The 20,366-nt window shown below is 63.9% G+C and carries 19 protein-coding genes; 15 read left to right on the forward strand and 4 right to left on the reverse strand.

Features of this window, described 5'->3' with window-relative positions:
• Positions 1-97 precede the first annotated feature (97 nt).
• The 3 genes from gyrB to dnaA form a co-directional block, all read right to left on the reverse strand.
• Complete coding sequence (gene gyrB / locus ACE3RX_RS03805; protein WP_374480482.1) at positions 98-2,572, reverse strand: DNA topoisomerase (ATP-hydrolyzing) subunit B; 2,475 nt, start codon at positions 2,570-2,572, stop codon at positions 98-100.
• Positions 2,573-2,645: 73 nt separating this feature from the next.
• The gene (gene dnaN, locus ACE3RX_RS03810; protein ID WP_374480484.1) at positions 2,646-3,752 is read right to left on the reverse strand and encodes a DNA polymerase III subunit beta; all 1,107 of its coding nucleotides are present in this window, start codon (positions 3,750-3,752) and stop codon (positions 2,646-2,648) included.
• Between the two features lie 88 nt (positions 3,753-3,840).
• A complete protein-coding gene (gene dnaA, locus ACE3RX_RS03815) occupies positions 3,841-5,295 on the reverse strand; it encodes a chromosomal replication initiator protein DnaA (protein WP_374480486.1) in 1,455 nt (484 codons plus the stop codon).
• Positions 5,296-5,588: 293 nt separating this feature from the next.
• On the opposite strand from dnaA, the gene rpmH reads away from it, so the two are divergent.
• From rpmH to mnmE, 5 genes are all read left to right on the forward strand, one after another.
• Entirely contained in the window at positions 5,589-5,723 is a 135-nt protein-coding gene (gene rpmH / locus ACE3RX_RS03820; RefSeq protein ID WP_079434516.1) for a 50S ribosomal protein L34, read from the forward strand.
• 88 nt (positions 5,724-5,811) lie between these two features.
• Positions 5,812-6,153, forward strand: coding sequence for a ribonuclease P protein component (gene rnpA / locus ACE3RX_RS03825; protein WP_374480488.1), 342 nt, complete (start codon positions 5,812-5,814; stop codon positions 6,151-6,153).
• A complete protein-coding gene (yidD, locus tag ACE3RX_RS03830; protein WP_374480490.1) occupies positions 6,153-6,362 on the forward strand; it encodes a membrane protein insertion efficiency factor YidD in 210 nt (69 codons plus the stop codon). The genes rnpA and yidD overlap by 1 nt, the downstream gene beginning before the upstream one ends.
• A 46-nt stretch (positions 6,363-6,408) precedes the next feature.
• On the forward strand, positions 6,409-8,052 hold the full coding sequence (gene yidC / locus ACE3RX_RS03835) for a membrane protein insertase YidC (protein ID WP_374480492.1): 1,644 nt from the start codon (positions 6,409-6,411) through the stop codon (positions 8,050-8,052).
• On the forward strand, positions 8,033-9,379 hold the full coding sequence (gene mnmE / locus ACE3RX_RS03840) for a tRNA uridine-5-carboxymethylaminomethyl(34) synthesis GTPase MnmE (RefSeq protein ID WP_374480494.1): 1,347 nt from the start codon (positions 8,033-8,035) through the stop codon (positions 9,377-9,379). The genes yidC and mnmE overlap by 20 nt, the downstream gene beginning before the upstream one ends.
• 89 nt (positions 9,380-9,468) lie before the next feature.
• On the opposite strand, the gene ACE3RX_RS03845 is transcribed toward mnmE, so the two are convergent.
• Positions 9,469-9,669: a hypothetical protein gene (locus ACE3RX_RS03845; protein ID WP_374480496.1), complete on the reverse strand. Its 201-nt coding sequence runs from the start codon at positions 9,667-9,669 to the stop codon at positions 9,469-9,471.
• Positions 9,670-9,881: 212 nt separating this feature from the next.
• Between ACE3RX_RS03845 and ACE3RX_RS03850 the strand changes: the two genes are divergently transcribed.
• The 10 genes from ACE3RX_RS03850 (at position 9,882) to hemE (ending at position 19,981) form a co-directional block, all read left to right on the forward strand.
• Positions 9,882-10,112: a hypothetical protein gene (locus tag ACE3RX_RS03850; RefSeq protein ID WP_374480498.1), complete on the forward strand. Its 231-nt coding sequence runs from the start codon at positions 9,882-9,884 to the stop codon at positions 10,110-10,112.
• A 75-nt stretch (positions 10,113-10,187) separates the two neighbouring features.
• Complete coding sequence (locus tag ACE3RX_RS03855) at positions 10,188-10,949, forward strand: methyltransferase domain-containing protein (protein ID WP_374480500.1); 762 nt, start codon at positions 10,188-10,190, stop codon at positions 10,947-10,949.
• The gene (locus ACE3RX_RS03860; RefSeq protein ID WP_374480501.1) at positions 10,946-11,788 is read left to right on the forward strand and encodes an NAD-dependent deacetylase; all 843 of its coding nucleotides are present in this window, start codon (positions 10,946-10,948) and stop codon (positions 11,786-11,788) included. The genes ACE3RX_RS03855 and ACE3RX_RS03860 overlap by 4 nt, the downstream gene beginning before the upstream one ends.
• Positions 11,789-11,818: 30 nt before the next feature.
• The gene (locus ACE3RX_RS03865; protein WP_374480502.1) at positions 11,819-12,583 is read left to right on the forward strand and encodes a sulfite exporter TauE/SafE family protein; all 765 of its coding nucleotides are present in this window, start codon (positions 11,819-11,821) and stop codon (positions 12,581-12,583) included.
• 14 nt (positions 12,584-12,597) lie between these two features.
• Positions 12,598-13,458, forward strand: a complete 861-nt coding sequence (locus tag ACE3RX_RS03870; RefSeq protein WP_374480504.1) for a polyamine aminopropyltransferase — start codon at positions 12,598-12,600, stop codon at positions 13,456-13,458.
• A 4-nt stretch (positions 13,459-13,462) separates the two neighbouring features.
• A complete protein-coding gene (gene rsmB, locus ACE3RX_RS03875) occupies positions 13,463-14,779 on the forward strand; it encodes a 16S rRNA (cytosine(967)-C(5))-methyltransferase RsmB (RefSeq protein ID WP_374480506.1) in 1,317 nt (438 codons plus the stop codon).
• The gene (locus ACE3RX_RS03880) at positions 14,739-15,356 is read left to right on the forward strand and encodes a DUF4390 domain-containing protein (protein WP_374480508.1); all 618 of its coding nucleotides are present in this window, start codon (positions 14,739-14,741) and stop codon (positions 15,354-15,356) included. Before rsmB ends, ACE3RX_RS03880 begins: the two co-directional genes overlap by 41 nt.
• A complete protein-coding gene (locus ACE3RX_RS03885) occupies positions 15,353-17,479 on the forward strand; it encodes an ATP-binding protein (RefSeq protein WP_374480510.1) in 2,127 nt (708 codons plus the stop codon). The genes ACE3RX_RS03880 and ACE3RX_RS03885 overlap by 4 nt, the downstream gene beginning before the upstream one ends.
• Positions 17,472-18,722 (forward strand): sigma-54-dependent transcriptional regulator, encoded by a 1,251-nt coding sequence (locus ACE3RX_RS03890; protein WP_374480512.1) that lies wholly within the window; start codon positions 17,472-17,474, stop codon positions 18,720-18,722. Before ACE3RX_RS03885 ends, ACE3RX_RS03890 begins: the two co-directional genes overlap by 8 nt.
• 185 nt (positions 18,723-18,907) lie before the next feature.
• Complete coding sequence (gene hemE / locus ACE3RX_RS03895; protein WP_374480514.1) at positions 18,908-19,981, forward strand: uroporphyrinogen decarboxylase; 1,074 nt, start codon at positions 18,908-18,910, stop codon at positions 19,979-19,981.
• The last annotated feature ends 385 nt before the right edge of the window (positions 19,982-20,366 follow it).

Below are 20,366 nucleotides of genomic sequence, written 5' to 3' on the forward strand. Positions count from 1 at the left end.
TGATAAATAAGCGGGGGAGTAATTATGAAAAAAGCTCCCTGAGGAGCTTTTTTCATACTGACTTACGCTGCAATGCTGGTATCACCCGTTGGTGAAATCACACATCGATATTCCGCGCATACAGCGCATTCTCTTCGATGAACGCCCGGCGGGGTTCGACGTTGTCGCCCATCAGGGTGGTGAAGATCTCGTCGGCGGCGATGGCGTCGTCGATCTGGACGCGGAGCAGGCGGCGGACGGCGGGGTCCATGGTGGTTTCCCACAGCTGCTCGGGGTTCATTTCGCCAAGGCCTTTGTAGCGCTGCTTGGAGATGCCGCGTTCGACTTCATTGAGCATCCAGCGGATGGCGTCGGCGAAGCTGGTGACGGCTTGCTGCTTTTCGCCGCGGCGCATGACGGCGCCGGGGCCGATGAGGCCGGAGATGGACTCGGTGGCCTGGCGGATGGTGCGGTAGTCGCCGGCGTTGAGGAAGTCGCCATCGATGCGGCTGAGCTTGCGGTTGCCGTGGTGCATGCGGGCGATTTCGAGGGTCCAGGCTTCGCTGGTTTCGTCGTGGCGGGCCTCGATGGTGACGGCGGTGCCGACGGCGGCCTGCAGGCGGGCGGCGGAGTCGCGGGCAGCGGCTTCGTCGGCCAGGGACAGCGGCAGGTCGTTGGCGAGCAGGGCGTGCAGGACAGAGGAGTCGATCCAGTCGGCGAGGCGGCGGATGACGGCTTCGGCCAGCAGGTAGGTGCGGGCGAGGCCGCCGAGGGCTTCGGAGTGGATGGGATCGGCACCCTCGCGCGGGGTGAGGGCGGCACCGTCAAGGCCCAGCTTGAGCAGGTGGGCGTTGAGCTCGGTGTCGTCCTTGATGTACATCTCGTTCTTGCCGTGCTTGATTTTGTAGAGCGGCGGCTGGGCGATGTAGATGTGGCCGCGCTCGACGAGCTCGCGCATCTGGCGGTAGAAGAAGGTGAGCAGCAGGGTGCGGATGTGCGCGCCGTCCACGTCCGCATCGGTCATCAGGATGATGCGGTGGTAGCGCAGCTTTTCGGGCTTGAAGTCTTCGGGGCCGATGCTGGTGCCGAGGGCGGTGATCAGGGTGGTGATCTGCTCGGAGCTGATGAGCTTGTCGAAGCGGGCGCGTTCGACGTTGAGCACCTTGCCGCGCAGCGGCAGGATGGCCTGGAACTTACGGTCGCGGCCCTGCTTGGCGGAGCCGCCTGCGGAGTCACCCTCGACGATGTAGATTTCGCACAGGGCGGGGTCTTTTTCCTGGCAGTCGGCGAGCTTGCCGGGCAGGCCGACGCCGTCGAGGACGCCCTTGCGGCGGGTCATTTCACGGGCGCGGCGGGCGGCTTCGCGGGCGCGGGAGGCTTCGACGATCTTGCCGCAGATGGTCTTGGCGTCGGCGGGGCGTTCGAGCAGGAAGTCGGCAAGCTTTTGCGCGACGACTTCTTCGACGGCCGGGCGGGCTTCGCCGGAGACCAGCTTCATCTTGGTCTGGGAGGCGAACTTGGGGTCGGGCATTTTGACGGAGAGCACGCAGGCGAGGCCTTCGCGCATGTCGTCGCCGGAGATGTCCACCTTGGCCTTCTTGGCGATCTCGTTTTCTTCGATGTACTTGTTGATGACGCGGGTCATCGCGGCGCGCAGGCCGGTGAGGTGGGTGCCGCCATCCGCCTGCGGGATGTTGTTGGTGAAGCACAGCACCTGTTCGGCGTAGCTGTCGTTCCACTGCATGGCGACTTCGACGGTGATGGGCACGCCGTTCTGGATGGATTCGCCGCTGGAATGGAAGATGGTGGGGTGCAGCACCGACTTGGCGCGGTTAATGTAGCTGACGAAGCCGGACACGCCGCCGGCGAAGGCGAAGTCTTCTTCCTTGCCGTTGCGCTGGTCCACCAGGCGGATCTTGACGCCGTTGTTCAGGAAGGACAGTTCGCGCAGGCGCTTGGCGAGGATTTCGTAGTGGTATTCGACGGTGCCGAAGATCTCTTCGTCGGCCAGGTAGTGCACCTTGGTGCCGCGCTTGGTGGTCTCACCAATGACCTTCAGGGGGCTGGTCTCGACGCCGTCGACGACTTCGATGACGCGGTCCACCGCGTGGCCGCGGTTGAACTCCATGAAGTGCTTGTGGCCGTCACGGGCGACGGTGAGGCGCAGCCACTTGGAGAGGGCGTTGACGCAGGACACGCCGACACCGTGCAGGCCGCCGGACACCTTGTAGCTGTTCTGGTTGAACTTGCCGCCGGCGTGCAGCACGCACATGACGATCTCGGCGGCGGAGCGCTTGGGCTCGTGCTTGTCGTCCATCTTGACGCCGGTCGGGATGCCGCGGCCGTTGTCGGTGACGGAGATGGAGTTGTCGGCGTGGATGGTGATGACGATGTCGTCACAGTGGCCGGCGAGGGCTTCGTCGATGGCGTTATCGACCACTTCGAAGACCATGTGGTGCAGACCGGTGCCGTCGGAGGTGTCGCCAATGTACATGCCCGGCCGCTTGCGCACGGCCTCCAGCCCTTCGAGCTGCTGGATGCTGGATTCGTCGTAGTTGTCGGCGGGTGCGGGTTGTTGCGGCGTATCGGACATGGCGTTCTCGGTTCAGCGGGTACAGCAGGACGCCCCCTTACGGGGGCTCGCAGTCGGATGGTGATGCGACGGATCAGATCCGCATCGGCATGACTACGTACTTGAAGTCGGCGTTGTCGGCGAGGCCGAAGAGGGCGCTGGCGTTGCCGTCGTTGAAGCGGATTTCGATCTCGTTGGCGGCGACGTTGGTCAGCACGTCGAGCAGGTAGGTGACGTTGAAGCCGATGTCGAGGCTGTCGCCGGCGTAGTCGACTTCGAGTTCTTCGAGGGCTTCTTCCTGCTCGGCGTTGGTGGACACCAGCTTGAGGCTGCCTTCGGAGAGCATCAGGCGCACGCCGCGGAACTTCTCGTTGGTGAGAATGGCGGCACGTTGCAGGGACTGCAGCAGGGCCAGGCGGCTGGCCTTGACCAGCTTGGGGTGGCCTTGCGGGATGACGCGCTCGTAGTCGGGGAACTTGCCGTCGATGAGCTTGGAGATCAGTTCGATGTGGCCGAAGCGGAAGACGATCTGGTTGCCGACGATGGTGACTTCGAGGGCTTCGTCGGAGTCGGCCAGTTGGCGGGCCAGTTCGACGACGGTCTTGCGCGGCAGGATCACGTCGGTACGGGCGTAATCGCCGACCAGCGGGGAGGCGGCGTAGGCCAGGCGGTGGCCGTCGGTGGCGACCATGCGCAGGGTGTCACCGGCGACGACGAGCAGCAGGCCGTTGAGGTAGTAGCGGATGTCCTGCTGGGCCATGGCGTACTGCACCAGCGCCAGCTGCTTCTTGAAAGCCTTCTGGGTGGTGGTGAAGTGGATGCCTTCGCCTTCCGGCGGAGCCAGGCGCGGGTAGTCGGCGGCGGGCAGGGTCTGCAGCTGGAAGCGGCTCTTGCCGGCCTTGAGGGTGATGCGCTTGTCGTCGAGCGTGAGGCTGACGTCGGCGGTGTCGGGCAGGGCGCGCAGGATGTCCTGCAGCTTGCGGGCACCGACGGTGATCGCCACGTCGTCGGCGCCGTCGGCCGCGGTGGTGCTGTTGCGGATCTGGATCTCGATGTCGGTGGCGAGGAGGGTGAGGGACTCACCCTTCTTCTCGATCAGCACGTTCGAGAGGATCGGCAGGGTGTGACGCTTCTCGACGATGCCGGATACCGATTGCAGCGGGGCGAGAAGGGCGTCGCGGGGCGCGGTGAAGAGCAGCATGGACTCAGGTCTCCGAATCGTTTTTACAGGGGCAGACGCCCGGCGGCGGGCATCCGGCCTTCAATCTTGATGGCGAAAGGTTTCATCATCATCCGCGCAGCACCTGGGTCAGGACGTGCAGATCATGGTTGAGCTGGGTGTCGCCGAGACGGAGTTCGGCGATGGTGCGGCAGGCGTGCAGCACGGTGGTGTGGTCGCGGCCGCCGAAGGCTTCGCCGATGGCAGGCAGGCTCATCGGGGTGAGGTCCTTGGCGAGGAACATGGCCACCTGGCGCGGCCGCGCGATGACGCGGGTGCGCTTCTTGGAGTGCATGTCGGCGACCTTGATCTTGTAGTAGTCGGCGACGGTCTTCTGGATGAACTCCGCGGTGAGCTGCCGGTTGTGCGCGTTGAGCAGGTCCTTGAGGGCTTCCTTGGCCACTTCGAGGCTGACGTCGCGGCCGTGGAAGCGGGCGAAGGCGAGCACTTTCTTGAGGGCGCCTTCGAGCTCGCGCACGTTGGAGCGCAGGTTCTTGGCGATCAGGAAGGCGACGTCCTCGTTGAGGTCGATGCGCTCGGCTTCGGCCTTCTTCTTGAGAATGGCGACGCGCATCTCGAGCTCGGGCGGCTCGATCTGTACCGTCAGGCCCCAGTCGAAGCGCGAGATCAGGCGGTCTTCCAGCCCCTGGACGTCCTTGGGATAGGTGTCGCTGGTGATGATGATCTGCTTCTTGGCCTCGGTGAGGGCGTTGAAGGCGTGGAAGAACTCTTCCTGCGTCCGGTTCTTGTTGTTGAAGAACTGGATGTCGTCGATGATCAGCACGTCCAGCGAGCGGTAGTAGCGCTTGAAGACGTCGAAGGATTTTTGCTGGTAGGCACGCACCACGTCGGCGTAGTAGTCCTCGGCGTGCACGTAGCGGATGACCTTCTTCGGGTCGTGCTTGAAGACGTAGTTGCCCAGCGCGTGGATCAAGTGGGTCTTGCCGAGGCCGACGCCGCCGTAGATGAACAGCGGGTTGTAGGACACGCCGGGGTTCTGGGCCACCTGCAGGGCGGCAGCACGGGCCAGATCGTTGGCGCGGCCGGTGACCAGCGTGTCGAACGTGAAATCGGGGTTGAGGCGCGACTTGTCGTAGTTGACGACTTCGGCGGAGGCGACGGCCTCCGGGGCCGCGGGACGCAGGCCCGCCGGCGTGGCGATGGCCGGCGCCGCAGGGGAGGGCGCTGCAGCAGGCGCCGCCGGGGCCGCGGCAACGGGCGCAGCAGCCGGCGCGGGACGACGCAGGCCACCAGCCGGCGCCAGGCCAACCTCGATGGTCGGCAGGCCACCGAAGTATTCCTCGCCCAGTTCTTCGATACGCCGCAGGTAGCGGTCACGCAGCCACTGGCGATGGAAGTTGGACGGAACGACCAGACGCAGCCCAACCCCGTCGTCGCTCAGCTCTTCGACGCGCAGGGGAAGGATCCAGGTCTTGAACTGCTGGGCGGGCAATTCCTGCTCCAGGCAGCTCAGGCAATGCGTCCAGAAGGCGGCGCATTGGGACGACGATGAGGCTTCGGGCACGATCTACGGGTGGGTTTGATAAACAGCGGAATGCGCGCGGATTCTCGTTAAACGGGGCGCACCGACACACGGTCGGGGCAGCCGGACAGGCGCGCAAAGGGGTCCGGCCAAACGCGTATTGTACCCTCCCGGCGTAGACTTATCCACAGCTTGTACAGACCGATGGCCGTGCAGCGCACGCCATCAACGGGCACAAGCGGCGGGGGCTTGCGCGGGGACATCAAAACGTGCTTGACAAACAGTGGGTTAACGTATCAAATTGCGCGTTTGACTCAACTTTTCGGGCACGAAAAATGAAACGTACTTACCAACCTTCCGTCGTCCGTCGCAAGCGCACCCACGGCTTCCTGGTTCGCATGGCCACCCGTGGCGGCCGCAAGGTCATCGCCGCTCGCCGCGCCAAGGGCCGTCATCGCCTCGCCGTCTAAGGCCGCAGAGGCCACTTCCCCTGTCGGCAGCGACAACCGCGCGGCAGAGGAAGCGACACCCCCGGCAGGATTCGGCTTCGGCTCGTCCTTGCGACTGCACAAAACGGATGAGTTCTCATCCGTTTTTGCTTTTCGGCGCGTGCTGCGCGGAAAGTACTTCGCACTGCACTACTGCCCGAACGAAGCCGGGGGCGCCCGACTGGGTCTCGTTGTCGCCAAGAAGCTCGCCAAACGCGCCGTGTTGCGCAACCTGGTGAAGCGGATCGGCCGCGACGTGTTCCGTCATGCCCACGCAAGCTTGCCGGACTACGATCTGGTGTTACGATTGTCGGCTAAGGTTGGCGACGTAACGAGACGCACCATGCGCGAAGACATGCTCGCCCTGTTCGAGCGTTTGCCCAAGACAGGCCGCGAAAGCAAGGCAAAGTGATGAAACGCGCCGTGCTGGCCCTGTTGCAGGTCTATCGCTACGCCATCAGCCCCATGCTGGGACGCAACTGCCGCTTCGTTCCGTCCTGTTCGGAGTACGCCGTGGAGGCCGTGGAACGTCATGGAGCCCTGAAAGGCTCGTGGCTCGCCGCACGCCGGGTGTGCCGCTGCCATCCCTTCAGTGGCGGCGGCTTCGACCCCGTGCCCTGATCCACCCCCTCCGGTCCGCCTCAACCCCTTCCTGACACTGACACCGATGGACAACCGTCGCCTGATCCTCCTTCTCGTCTTCTCGTTCTCGCTGGTCATGCTGTGGGACGGCTGGCAGAAGCACAACCAGCCCAAGGTTCCGCCCGCAGCTGCTGCCGGCAGCGGCGCAGCCACCGGCGTACCGACGCCGACCGCCACGGCGGCTCCTGGCGCCACCGCCGTACCCGGCCAGGCTGCTGTAGCAGCCGCAGCGCCCGCCGAAATCGCTACCGTGCGCACCGACCTGCTGGTGGCCGAAATCTCCGCCCAGGGCGGCGACATCATTCGCCTGGAGCTGACCCAGCACAAGGCCACTGACGACCAGGCCCGCAACTACGTGCTCTTCGACAACGGCGAAAAGCACAACTACGCGGCCCAGACCGGCCTGATCGGCAACGGCCTGCCCAATCACAAGACCCTGTTCACGCTGAGCAGCAAGAACGTCGCGCTGAAGGACGGCGAGGATGCCGTGACGCTGCGCCTCGACGCAGCGCCGACCGCCGACGGCGTGAAGGTCAGCAAGCTGATCACCTTCCATCGTGGCAGTTACGTGGCCGATGTGAGCTACGAAATCGCCAACGGCAGCGCTGCACCGCTGGCGCCGCACGCCTACTTCCAGTTCACCCGTGACGGCAAGCCGGCCGAGCAGCCCGGCGGCTTCGGCGTGCAGACCTTCACCGGCCCGGCCTTCTACACCGAGACCGAGAAATACCAGAAGGTGAAGTTCGAGGACATCGCCGACAAAAAGGCCAAGTTCGTCACCAAAGCCGCCGACGGCTGGGCCGCGATGGTCCAGCACTACTTCGTCGCTGGCTGGGCTCCGAAGGAAGGCGAGCGCGAGTTCTTCGCCAACCAGATCAGCTCCGACCTGTACTCCGCCGGCGTGATCGTGCCGGTGGCCAGCATCGCCCCTGGCCAGACCGGCAAGCTGTCGGTGCCGCTGTACGCCGGCCCGCAGGAACAGAGCCGCCTCGACCAGTTCGCCAAGGGCTTCGACCTGGTGGTGGACTATGGCTGGCTGACCATCATCGCCGCGCCGCTGTTCTGGGTGCTGCAGTGGTTCCACAAGCTGACCGGCAACTGGGGCTGGGCCATCATCCTGGTGACCATCGGGCTGAAGGCAATCTTCTTCCCGCTGTCCGCCGCCAGCTACAAGTCGATGGCCAAGATGAAGACCCTCGGCCCGCGCCTGCAACGCCTGAAGGAACAGTACGGCGACGACAAGATGAAGCTGCAGCAGGCCATGATGGACCTCTACAAGCGCGAGAAGGTCAATCCCCTCGGCGGCTGCCTGCCCATCCTGATCCAGATCCCCGTGTTCATCGCCCTCTACTGGGTGCTGCTCGGCGTCGTCGAGATGCGCGGCGCGCCGTGGCTGGGCTGGATCCACGATCTGTCCGTGAAGGATCCGTTCTACATCCTGCCGCTGATCATGGGCGCCACCAGCCTGATCCAGACCCGCCTGAACCCGGCTCCGCCCGATCCGATCCAGGCCAAGGTCATGATGCTGATGCCGATCCTGTTCACCTTCATGTTCCTGTGGTTCCCGGCCGGCCTCGTGCTGTACTGGGTGGTGAACAATTCCCTGTCGATCGCCCAGCAGTGGCAGATCAACCGGATGATCGCGGCCGGTGGCAAAACCGCCGAGTGACATCATCGCGGCGATTGCCACCGCGCCCGGGCGTGGTGGCATCGGCGTGGTCCGGATCTCCGGGCCGAAGCTCTCCGCGCTCGCAGCCAGCTTCTCCGGCCGCGAGCCGCAAGCCCGGGTCGCCCAGTTCGCCCGCTTCCGTGATGGCAGCGGGCAACTGATCGACGAAGGCCTCCTCCTCTACTTCCCGGCGCCCCACTCCTTCACCGGAGAAGACGTCATCGAATTGCAGGGCCACGGCGGCCCGGTGGTCATGCAAATGCTGCTGGCCCGCTGCCTGGAACTCGGCGCCCGCCTGGCCGAGCCCGGCGAATTCACCCGCCGCGCCTTCCTCAACGGCAAGCTTGATCTCGCCCAGGCGGAAAGCGTCGCCGACCTCATCGAAGCCTCCACCGCCGCCGCTGCCCGTTCGGCGGTCCGTTCGCTGACCGGCAGTTTCTCGAAGGAAGTCCACGGCCTGTGTGATCGCCTCATCGACCTGCGCATGCTGGTGGAAGCCACGCTGGACTTCCCGGACGAAGACGTGGACTTCCTCGTCGAAGCGCGTGCCTTCGAACGCGTCGCCGCCATCGTCGACGAACTGTCGGCTATCCTCGACCGCGCCGCCCAGGGCAGCCTGCTTCGTAACGGCCTGCACGTGGTGCTGGTCGGTCAGCCCAACGTCGGCAAGTCCAGCCTGCTGAACCGCCTCGCCGGCGAGGAGCGCGCGATCGTCACCGACATCGCCGGCACGACCCGCGATGCGCTGCGCGAGACGATTCAGATCGAGGGCATCCCGCTCCACATCACCGACACCGCCGGCTTGCGTGACACGACCGACGAGGTCGAGAAGATCGGCATCGCACGTACTTGGCAGGAAATCGACCGAGCGGATGTCGTTGTTCGACTGGTGGATGTCCGCGCCGGCGTGACCGACGCAGATGCAGCCATCGACGCACGCCTTCCGGCTGGTGTCGAACGGATTACCGTCTTCAACAAGGTAGACCTTCTGGAGCGCCAGCCAGAACGGCTGGAAGGCTCGAACGGCCTCCAAATCTTCCTGTCCGCCAAGGCCGACCAAGGCATCGACCTGCTGCGCAACGAGCTGTTGCGCGTGGCCGGCTGGCACCGCCACGGCGAGGATGTCATCCTGGCCCGGGAACGCCATCTGGTCGCCCTACGGACTGCGCTGGCCCACACCCAGGCTGCGCTGGAAAATCGCCACGCCCTGGAGTTGATGGCTGAGGAGCTTCGCCTCGCTCAGGAGGCGGTCAATGAGATTACCGGGGAATTCACTCCAGACGATCTACTTGGGGTCATCTTCTCGCGCTTCTGTATCGGAAAGTAAGCCGGCCCGACGTGACTCCCCATCTACGATCGGGAAAGCCGGATAGCGGTCAAACCAATCCATTCAACAGCAGCCTGGGCCTGCATTCATCAGTGCAGCCACACCTTCTGCAGGATTTCCCATTCCGGTTCGGAAAGGTACCACTCGGTAACCTCGATTTCCCGCTGTTCCACCTGATGACGACGTTCGTAGCCAGTGGGAGATCGGCCTTCCCTTTGTCGCCGGTCCTTGCCGGAGCGCCGCTCGAATCCGCTCCAGTTCCTTCCGCGGGAGATAAGCAGCTTTTCCATTTTCCTCACCCGTCTGTGTACTCCTCATCTCAAGCATCGGCTTCAGAGTCAAAAGGCTTCGAGAACTAGTTCTCGGCATGCCCCACTCCCGACGTCCAGATGCGACATAATTCTCGCCATCCTGCTTTTGTATCAAGCGACTGTAGTTCAGGTTGCTCGAACGTCGTTCCCCATGGCTGCTACAAGCAGCCATCCATTTCAGGACCCCATCCATGCGCATGCCAAAACTCTGCACCTGTCTGCTCGTCACGGCACTGGCAGCCTGCTCGGCCGAAGCCCCCCTCTCCCTCACCGACAAGGTGAAGGCAACCAGTGAGCTGATCGCAGACCGTCCGGAGTGTGCCGAGTACGCAAGCAAGATCGGTGGTGCGTCGGACAACCGGCAGGTCGATCAGATCTACCAGCTCGCCAAGACAGCTCACTGCATCAAGCCCGACGTATGAACACCAGCGAGCGCTCCGGCGCTATGCTTGCCCGCACCAAGCCCACCTTCCAATCGACGCACAGGAGACAGGATCATGCCTTGGGAGCCAGACCGTTATTTGCAGTTTGCCGATGAACGCCTGCGCCCTGCGCTCGATCTGCTCGGGCGCATTCCACTAAGCCGGCCGACGCGCATCGTCGACCTCGGCTGTGGGGCTGGTAACGTCACCCGACTGCTGGCCGAGCGCTGGCCGGACGCGGAGCTGACCGGGCTCGACAGTTCCCCCGAGATGCTGGCGCGGGCGAGTGAGACGCTACCGAACGCCCGCTTCGAACTGGCGGGCGTCGAGCACTGGGATTCCGAGGACTCGCTGGACCTGCTGTTTTCCAATGCTGCGCTACACTGGATCGGACAGCACGAGAGCCTCTTCCCGCGCCTGCTCGACATGCTGTCACCCGGCGGCGTACTGGCTGTGCAGATGCCCGGCAATTTCGATGCTCCATCCCACCGTCTGATCCGCGAACTCGCCGCGTCGCCAGCCTGGTCCGGCAAGGTCGGCGGCGGACGCATGGGTGCCATTCTCGACATGGCGGAGTATCACCGCCTGCTCGCCCCGCGCAGCACACGCCTGTCCCTGTGGGAGACCACCTACTGGCAAGCCCTGCACGGAGCCAATCCTGTGCTCGACTGGCTACGCGGCACCACTCTGCTGCCCTATGTCGCTCCGATGGACGATACAAGCCGCGAAGCCTTCCTTGCCGAACTGGGCACACAGCTAGCAGAAGCCTACCCAGCCGACGAGAGTGGCACCACGCTGTTCCCGTTTCGGCGGATTTTCATCGTCGCACAGCGATGAGCAAGATCGAACATACTGCCTTGCATACCGAAGCGGCAGATCTGATCGCCGCAGCGGACGGACTGATCATCGCGGTCGGGGCCGGCATGGGTGTGGATTCAGGACTACCGGATTTCCGGGGCAGCAGCGGATTCTGGCGCGCCTACCCTGCCCTTGCCGAAGCCCACCTCGCGTTCGAGGAGATTGCCAACCCGGCCACCTTCCGGCGCGATCCTGTACTTGCCTGGGGCTTCTACGGCCACCGCCTGAATCTCTACCGGAACACCCAACCACATCACGGTTTCACGATCCTGCGCGAGATCGCTGGCCATCTACCTAAAGGCGCCTTCGTGTTCACCTCCAATGTGGACGGCCAGTTCCAGCAGGCCGGTTACGACGAGGACAGAGTCTGCGAGGTGCATGGCTCCATTCATCACCTCCAATGCGTCGACGGTTGTGACGGAGCAATCAGCCCTGCCGACGACTTCAGGCCCGAAGTGGACGACAGCACCTGCCGCCTGCTATCGCCACTGCCACGCTGCTCCCGCTGCAACAACCTCATGCGCCCCAATATCCTGATGTTCGGGGATGGAGACTGGCTGGGCCAACGCAGCAATGCCCAGCGGCGGCGCCTTGAAGCCTGGCTGCAGAGCGTGCGCAATCCGGTGATCGTCGAGATCGGCGCGGGCAATCACGTCCCCACGGTCCGCTGGTTCAGCGAGACGCTTGGAGAGCCACTGGTGCGCATCAATCCGACAGAACCAGAAATCCCCGGGCGAGGTGTCAGTATTCCCCAGGGCGGATTGGCTGCCCTCAACGGCATCCATGCAGCACTGACCGCACGGCATTTCTTTGCCTGAACGGCGTGTGTTCCACGTGAAACATCTCCCATGGATTTGACGCTTCCGCTTCTTGCCGTTGGCGCCTTCTTTGCCGGCACCGTCGATGCCGTTGTGGGCGGCGGCGGGCTGATTCAGATCCCACTACTCTTTTCCACCTTTCCACAGGCAAGCCCAGGCACGCTGTTCGGGACCAACAAGCTCGCCAGTGTGCTGGGCACTACCAGCGCCGCTGTCCAATACAGTCGACGCCTGAGCATCCCCTGGCGTGCAGCCGCCCCGGCAGCCCTCGCCGCGGCAGCCGGATCCTGGCTCGGCGCCCGGACCGTCGTGCTCTTTCCACCGGCCGCCCTTCGCCCGCTGATCCTCATCCTGCTGACCGCCGTCGCAGCCTATACCTTCATCCGCAAGGACTTCGGAGCCCATCACCAACGCCTCGCCGACGCTTCCCGCGAGCAACGGATAGCGGTGACCATTGGTGCCGCCGTTGGCTTCTATGACGGGTTCTTCGGTCCAGGCACCGGCAGCTTCCTGATCTTTCTGTTCATCCGCTTCCTCGGGATGGATTTCCTGCACGCATCGGTGTCCGCTAAGATCATCAACGTAGCGACCAATCTGGCTGCAATCGGTGTCTTCGTCGCCCACGGCGAAGTATTCTGGCAGGTAGCCGCGATCATGGGCGCCTGCAATCTGCTCGGCTCCCGGCTTGGCACCGCGCTTGCACTGCGCCATGGCACCACCTTCATCCGCAAGGCCTTCCTACTGGTGGTCGTTGTGCTTATCCTGCGCTTCAGCTTCGACACCTTCCTTGCCTGACGGAGCTGTTTCACGTGAAACACCCAAGCTTTCATGTCCCGCTTGCAGCCGACGTCGGCCTCGCCTTCGAGCCCAAGGTACGGCTGACCGAAGAACACAGCGCGTACCAACGCATCACCATCGAGCACACCAGCACGTTCGGACGCCTGTATCGTTTGGATGGCGACCTGATGGCCAGCGAGGCTGACGAGTTCATCATTCATGAAAGCCTGGCCCACCTCCCGGCCCTGGCCCACCCAAACCCACGTAGCGCCCTGATCCTCGGCGGCGGGGACGGCGCAACAGCCCGTGAATTGCTCAAGCATCCAGGCATCGAACGGATCGTCGTCGCTGAACTCGACCCGGAGGTCGTGCGCCTCGTCGGACAGTTCATCCCTGCCCTTCCGGCCCGCAGCTTCGATTCACCCCGCGTCTGCCTGCAGATTGGTGATGCCGCCAAAAGCCTGCGCCAACTCTATGCCCGCGGTGAACGCTTCGACTTGATCCTTTTCGATCTCACCGCCACCGACGATCCTGCCTGCGCCCACCTCCATCACGAAGAATTCATGCGACTGTGTGCGGCCAGTCTGAACGCCGGCGGTATCATCCATGTCCAGCTCGGCTCACCGTTCTATCAAGCTGAGCAGACCGTTGCCCTATGGCAACGCATGCGTGGCATCTTTGCCGGCTTGCGCCCCGCGTTCATCAGCGTGCCATCCTACGGCGGCCCCTGGTTGCTGGCCCGTGCCTGCATCAGCACAATCGATGACCCAAGTTCCGCGGGCCTGTATGCCCGCCTCGCTGAACGGGCCATCACAGACCTGCGCCACTACAATCCTGACCTGCATCACGCCTGCCAGGTCCTGCCCAATCATCTTCGCCAACTTCTCGCCTGAACCCATGCCCCACGCTTTCGCCACCACGCCCCCAGCACATCTGCCGGAAGACAGCTTGGGCTACGCCATTCTCACTTCCGCCCAACTGATTGCCGACGTCGTTGCCGGAAGCAATCTTACCGATAGCCTGGCTGCCCTCTGGTCCGCCCGCCCACAGACGCCTGCTGGCGTGCGGGGTGCCGTGCTCGATCTCACCTATGGCACCCTGCGGGACTATGGGCGCCAAGACTTCATTCTCGGAAGCCTCCTGCAAAAGCCCTTGCCCGAACCCGTCCAATCCATTCTGCGCGTAGCCTTGCATCGGCTGGACAGCCATTCGGACACCGCCCACACAGTCGTAAACCAGGCCGTCGGCGCCGCGGCCACGTGCATCGACGGCAAGTTCAAGGGCGTCGTGAATGGTGTGCTGCGTAACGCGTTGCGCCAGATGGATGCGCTCAACAAGGCGGCCGATGCGGACATGGTTGCCGAACACCGTCATCCCCCCTGGTGGATCCGTCGCCTCAAGGCCCAGTATCCCGCCGAATGGCGCGACATATTGCGGGCTGGCAACACCCACCCGCCGATGGCCCTGCGGATCAACGTACTGCGCAGCCACCTTGAGGACACCCTGGCCAACTTCGCCGAGGCGGGCCTCGGTGTGCGCCAGCTCGGCAACGGTGCCCTGCTGCTGGATCGCCCGGTACCCGTGTCCCGCCTGCCCGGCTTTGCCGAAGGCTGCATCAGCGTTCAGGATGCCGGCGCTCAGTTTGCCGCCCAGTACCTGGATGTGGACGATGGACAACGCGTGCTCGACGCCTGCGCTGCCCCCGGTGGCAAGACCGCCCACATCCTCGAGATCGCCGACGTGGAGCTCACTGCGCTCGATGCCGACCCCTTGCGCGCCCGGCGCGTCACTGAAAACCTGGAGCGCCTCGGCCTGAACGCCACCGTGCGGCATGCCGATTGCCGTGACCTCACCAGCTGGTGGGACGGACGCCACTTCGACCGTATCCTGGCAGATGTACCCTGCTCGGCTTCTGGCGTGGTACGCCGTAACCCGGATATCAAGTGGCTACGCCGTGCCAGCGACATTGCCCACTTCGCATCACAACAGGCTGAGATCGTCGATGCGCTGTGGCAGGTCCTCGCCCCGGGTGGCAAAATGCTTTACGCCACCTGCTCGGTATTCGCCGAAGAGAACCGTGAGCAGATGGCCGGCTTCGCTGCCCGTCATCCCGATTGCCGCCGACTGCCCGTGAATGGTCAGCTCGACTGCCAATATCTGCCCAGCTCCGAACATGACGGATTCTTCTACGCCCTGCTCGAGAAAATCGCCTGAGCGCCGCCGCTTCCTGCTCCACACTCTCGGCATCACCGCCGGTGCGCTGCTTGCACTTGAATCCGCACCGGCCCAGGCCGCGGAGGCGGAGATCCGTAACGCGGCCCTGCTACCCAGCGACGATCTCTACGTACTCAATGCCGACATCAACGCAGAACTGACACCACTCCTCGCTGATGTGGTCGCCCGCGGTGTGTCGCTCTACTTCGTCGCCGAGTTCGAGCTGAGCGCCCCGCGCTGGTACTGGATGGACGAGGAGATCGCCACCAAGAGCCTGACCTACCGCCTTTCCTATCAGTCCCTGACCCGTCAGTACCGACTGACCACCGGTGCCCTGCACCAGAACTTCGGCAGTCTGGAAGAGGCCATGCGGACCATGCTGCGCATCCGCAACTGGGGCATTGCCGACCGCAACGCCCTGAAAGTCGGAAGAAGCTACAACGCCGCCCTGCGCTTCCGCCTGGATGTCGGCGAACTGCCCAAGCCCCTGCAGGTTAGCGCCTTTGGCCGGAAGGACTGGAATATGGCCACCGACTGGTACCGGTGGACCTTTGTCATCACCCGGGAATCGAAATGAGATCCACCGGTCTCGTCGTCGCCGCGGCAGTCGGTGGCATTCTGCTCTTCCTGCTCGCCACCGCCAGCGCCAACACGCCCCTCTTCGCCCGTAACTACACCCTGCTCCTTGGACTCAACGGTGCCATCACCCTCGGGTTGGCCAGCCTGGTGTTCGTGCAATTGCGCAGCCTGTGGCAGGAGCACCGCGCCCGTCGTTTCGGCTCTCGCCTGAAGCTGCGCCTGATGGCCATTTTCGCGGCGATGGCGGTCGTCCCCGGAGCCCTCGTCTATGCGGTCTCCCTGCAGTTCGCGGTGAAGAGCATCGAGTCCTGGTTCAACGTGCGGGTGGACGCAGCCCTGGAAAGCGGCCTCCAGCTCGGCCGCACGACCCTCGAGATCCTTCTCGACCAACTCGCCAACAAGGCCGACCAGATGGCCCTGGAGCTCGAATCAGCCGCACCGATCCGCCCGCCCCAACTCAACCAGTTGCGGGAAAGGGCCGGCATCGAGTCAGCTACAGTATTCGCCCCCAACGGCAAGATCGTCGCCACCGCAGACATCCAGCTCGACACATTGATGCCTGAGCAGCCAAATGCCGCCCAGTTGCGTCAGGCCCGCCAGACCCGCGGCTACCGTGCGGCGGAAGGCAACGCAACCGAAGGGCTGGTGCTGCGCGTCATCGTGCCGATTCCATCGAGGCGCTTCACCGAACCCCAGCTCCTGCAGGTAACACAGGAAGTGCCGCGCTCCTTCGCGATGCACGCCGAGAGCGTCGAGACCGTACACCGCGATTACCAGGAGCTGTCCCTCGCCCGCAACGGCCTGAAGCGCATCTACACGCTGACCCTCACGCTGACCCTGCTGCTGGCCTTGTTCGCCGCCGTCGCCGTCGCCTTCGTACTGACCCGTCGACTCGCCGCACCGCTGTTCATCCTCGCCGAAGGTACCCAGGCCGTAGCCGCCGGCGACTTCAGCCCTCGCCAGGCCCTGCCAGCCCGCGACGAACTCGGCGTGCTGACCCAGTCCTTCAACCAGATGACCCGCCAGCTGGAAGACGCTCGCGCCCAGGCCGACAAGCACCGCGCAGCCGTAGAGCGCAACAGGGCCTATCTGGAAGGCGTGCTCGCCAACCTTTCCGCCGGCGTACTGGCATTCTCTCCGGATGGCCATCTGCGCGCCGCCAATCATGGAGCGATGACCATCCTCAACGATCCGCTCGACGGCTACGAACGCCTGCGTCTGGATGAATGGGAGGGCCACAACGCCTTCCGGGATGCCCTGCTCGACGGTTTCCATGGCCCTGAGGCTGACTGGAACCGGCAGATCGAGTTCTCCAATCCGGACGGCAGCACCCAGACCCTGCTCTTGCATGGCACCCGTCTGCCCGACGATACCGGCGGCGGCTGGGTGGTCGTGTTCGACGACATCACCCACCTCATCACGGCTCAGCGCACCGCAGCGTGGGCCGAGGTGGCACGACGCCTGGCCCACGAGATCAAAAACCCTCTGACCCCAATCCAGCTGTCGGCCGAGCGCCTGCAGTTCAAGCTGGCCGACCGCCTCGACGACGAAGGCCGGCAGATGCTGGAGCGCTCCACCACCACCATCGTGAACCAGGTGGAAGCGATGAAGAATCTGGTCAATGCCTTTCGTGACTATGCTCGCCTGCCCAGTCCCGTCATGACGCCGGTGGACCTGAACGCTCTGGTACGCGAAGTCCTGGTTCTGTACGAAGGTTCGCCGGTGATGATCCATGCCGAACTGGCTGCCGAACTGCCCCGCGTGCTCGGCGATGTCACACAGATTCGGCAGGTCATCCACAACCTGCTGCAGAATGCCGAGGATGCGCTCGCCGAACAGGCGCAGCCGGAAATCGAGCTGTTAACCCGATCCGACGCGCGCCGGGTAGACTTGATCCTGCGCGACAACGGACCGGGCTTCCCCCCCGAGATCCTGTCCCGGGCCTTCGAGCCCTATGTAACAACCAAAACCCGCGGTACCGGCCTCGGCCTCGCCATCGTCAAAAAGATCATCGACGAGCACGAGGGAGAGATCCGTCTCGCCAATCGAGAAGCCGGTGGAGCGGAAATCCGCATCCGCCTGCGCTGTGCCCCCCATTCTGAGTCCAGTGTCCATGGCTAAAATCCTCATCGTTGACGACGAAGTCGGTATCCGCGAACTCCTGTCCGAGATCCTGCGCGACGAAGGTCACGACATCATCCTCGCCGAAAACGCCGCCACCGCCCGGGCTGCCCGCAACGCCGCGCGCCCGGATCTGGTCCTACTCGACATCTGGATGCCCGATACCGATGGCGTCAGCTTGCTCAAGGAATGGTCAGCCAACGGTCAGCTGACCATGCCGGTAGTCATGATGTCGGGCCACGGCACCATTGATACCGCTGTCGAAGCGACGCGCATCGGCGCGATGGAATTCCTCGAAAAACCAATTGCGTTGCAGAAGCTCCTTGCCGCCGTCAAACGCGGCCTGGCCCGCATCAAGCCGGCCCATGCCCCAAGTCCGCTGGGCCTCGCGGCATTCGCCCGTTCCGCCCCGCTGCGCGACCTACGCAAGCGCCTTGAGCAGATGGCCGACAAGTCGCGGATCATCCTGCTGCGGGTCGGCCCCGGCAGCCTCGCCGAGTTGTGCGCACGCACGCTGCAGCGGGTCGGCGCCCCGTGGCTGGACTTGTCGCTGAACAGCGCCCCCCTCGAGCTGAACGTACTAGAAGGCGCCCGCAACGGCCTGCTCTACGTCCCGGAATTGATCTACCTGTCACGCCCCCAGCAGAAGAACCTGGTCTTCGCGATGGACCGCCTGGAACGCCACGGCCAGACCCTGGTGGTCGCTACCGAGCACCGCCCGGACGAACTGACCGAGCACGGCTGGGAAGAACGCGTGCTCGCACGCTTGTTTGAAGTATCCCTGGCACCACCGGCACTCGGCGAGATCCGCGATGAGATCCCCGAGATCGCCAGCCAGGTTCTGCTGCACTTGGTCGAAGCCGGCGAAGTGCCGCCCCGCCGTCTGTCCTCCGCAGCCCTCAACGCACTGCGCAACCAGGCTTGGCCGGGCGGCTACGGCGAACTGAAGGCCGCCATTAAGTCCCTGTCCCTCGGCACACTGGACGAGGAGATCGGCATGGACGACGTCGCGCACCTGCTGGTCAAGACGCCGACCGCCGCCCTCGGCCTGCCCCTCGACCTGCCGCTACGCGAAGCCCGCGAGATCTTCGAGCGCCTCTACTTCGAACACCACCTGCAACTGGACGGCGGCAACATGACCCGCCTGGCGGAAAAGACCGGTCTCGAACGCACTCACCTCTACCGCAAGCTCAAACAACTCGGCATCAGCGTCGGCCGCAAGCACGAGGAAGGCAACGCCTAAGCTCGATACCGCAGGGCCCTGCGCCCTGGCCACCCGGCTCGGCAAGGCGACCGCGTAAACGCCAGACATCTCAATGGCTCACAGGTGCGGGCGAATCCTTCTTGATCTGCCCCATCACGCCAGAGCGGCAAATGACGGATAATCCTGCCTTTGCCGCCCAGCGCGGTCCCCGTCGAGGATTTACCGTGAGCCGTCCGAAGAACGACACCTTCCTGCGCGCACTCCTGCGCCAGCCCACCGACTACACCCCCCTCTGGCTGATGCGCCAGGCCGGCCGCTACCTGCCCGAGTACCGCGAGACCCGCAAGCGTGCCGGCAGCTTCCTTGATCTGTGCAAGAACCCCAGCCTAGCCTGCGAGGTCACGCTGCAGCCCCTCACCCGCTACAACCTCGACGCGGCGATCCTGTTCTCTGACATCCTCACCGTACCGGACGCAATGGGCCTTGGCCTCTACTTCGCCGAAGGCGAGGGGCCGAAGTTCGAGCGACCGCTGAAGGAAGAATGGGAGATCCGCAACCTGGCAGTACCCGATCCCAACATCGAGCTGGGCTACGTGATGGACGCAGTGAAGGAGATCCGCCGCGCGCTGGACGACTCCGTGCCTCTGATCGGCTTCTCCGGCAGCCCCTGGACCCTCTCCTGCTACATGGTGGAAGGCGGCGGCTCGGACGACTACCGCAAGGTCAAGGCTCTGCTCTACAGCCGCCCCGATCTGATGCACCACATCCTGGACGTCACCGCCCAGGCGGTCATCGCCTACCTCAATGCACAGATCGAAGCCGGCGCCCAGGCCGTAATGATCTTCGACTCCTGGGGTGGCGTGCTCGCCCACGGTGCCTACAAGGAATTCTCCCTCGCTTACATCCGCAAGATCGTCGCCGGCCTCACCCGCGAGAAGGATGGCGAGAAGGTACCGTGCATCGTCTTCACCAAGGGTGGCGGCCTGTGGCTGGCCGATATTGCCGACAGCGGCGCCGACGCCGTCGGCCTCGACTGGACCGTGGATATCGGTGCAGCTCGCCGCCTTGTCGGCGACAAGGTCGCGCTCCAGGGCAACCTCGACCCGGCCGTACTGTTCGGCAGCCCCGAGGCCGTCGCCGCTGAAGCGAAGAAGGTTCTCGACGCCTTCGGCCCGCACCACGGCCATGTCTTCAACCTGGGCCACGGGATCTCCCAGTTCACCCCGCCGGAAAACGTCGAGGTTCTGGTCAATACCGTGCATAGCTACAGCCGCGAACTGAAGGCCAAGGCCGCCTGAGGCAGGTCGGCTCAATCGCAAAAAGGCCGGCAGAGTGCCGGCCTTTTTACTGACAGCTCCTCCTCAACAATGCCCCTTGCCAATACCCCCCGGAGGCTCCCTCGATCTCCCCGGAACGAATACGGAAAAAGGCCCCGTCAAGCACTAAATTTTCGACTTACCCCTTGACTTGTGCACAGCTTCACGCCTCCCGTCATTTTTTCGACACAAATTTCGAACTGGTTTTTGGGCATTTCCAAGAGACTGTTTTTAAATGGAATATTATCCGTGCCAGATTCGGATCCAGAAAATGGAAAGCATATGGCGAGCGGCTATAAGGGAGATTTTCCGGTTTTCCCCACAAAGTTATCCACAGATTTTGTGGACAAGAAAAAATACGTATTCG

It is taken from the genome of Zoogloea sp., assembly GCF_041914405.1.
Taxonomy (GTDB): domain Bacteria; phylum Pseudomonadota; class Gammaproteobacteria; order Burkholderiales; family Rhodocyclaceae; genus Zoogloea.

Bases quoted from the DNA above. Each gene is read 5' to 3' on its own strand.
- gyrB (WP_374480482.1), bottom strand. From the start codon at position 2,572: ATGTCCGATACGCCGCAACAACCCGCACCCGCCGACAACTACGACGAA.
- dnaN (WP_374480484.1), bottom strand. From the start codon at position 3,752: ATGCTGCTCTTCACCGCGCCCCGCGACGCCCTTCTCGCCCCGCTGCAA.
- rpmH (WP_079434516.1), top strand. From the start codon at position 5,589: ATGAAACGTACTTACCAACCTTCCGTCGTCCGTCGCAAGCGCACCCAC.
- yidD (WP_374480490.1), top strand. From the start codon at position 6,153: ATGAAACGCGCCGTGCTGGCCCTGTTGCAGGTCTATCGCTACGCCATC.
- yidC (WP_374480492.1), top strand. From the start codon at position 6,409: ATGGACAACCGTCGCCTGATCCTCCTTCTCGTCTTCTCGTTCTCGCTG.
- ACE3RX_RS03845 (WP_374480496.1), bottom strand. From the start codon at position 9,669: ATGGAAAAGCTGCTTATCTCCCGCGGAAGGAACTGGAGCGGATTCGAG.
- ACE3RX_RS03850 (WP_374480498.1), top strand. From the start codon at position 9,882: ATGCGCATGCCAAAACTCTGCACCTGTCTGCTCGTCACGGCACTGGCA.
- ACE3RX_RS03855 (WP_374480500.1), top strand. From the start codon at position 10,188: ATGCCTTGGGAGCCAGACCGTTATTTGCAGTTTGCCGATGAACGCCTG.
- ACE3RX_RS03860 (WP_374480501.1), top strand. From the start codon at position 10,946: ATGAGCAAGATCGAACATACTGCCTTGCATACCGAAGCGGCAGATCTG.
- ACE3RX_RS03865 (WP_374480502.1), top strand. From the start codon at position 11,819: ATGGATTTGACGCTTCCGCTTCTTGCCGTTGGCGCCTTCTTTGCCGGC.
- rsmB (WP_374480506.1), top strand. From the start codon at position 13,463: ATGCCCCACGCTTTCGCCACCACGCCCCCAGCACATCTGCCGGAAGAC.
- ACE3RX_RS03880 (WP_374480508.1), top strand. From the start codon at position 14,739: ATGACGGATTCTTCTACGCCCTGCTCGAGAAAATCGCCTGAGCGCCGC.
- ACE3RX_RS03885 (WP_374480510.1), top strand. From the start codon at position 15,353: ATGAGATCCACCGGTCTCGTCGTCGCCGCGGCAGTCGGTGGCATTCTG.
- ACE3RX_RS03890 (WP_374480512.1), top strand. From the start codon at position 17,472: ATGGCTAAAATCCTCATCGTTGACGACGAAGTCGGTATCCGCGAACTC.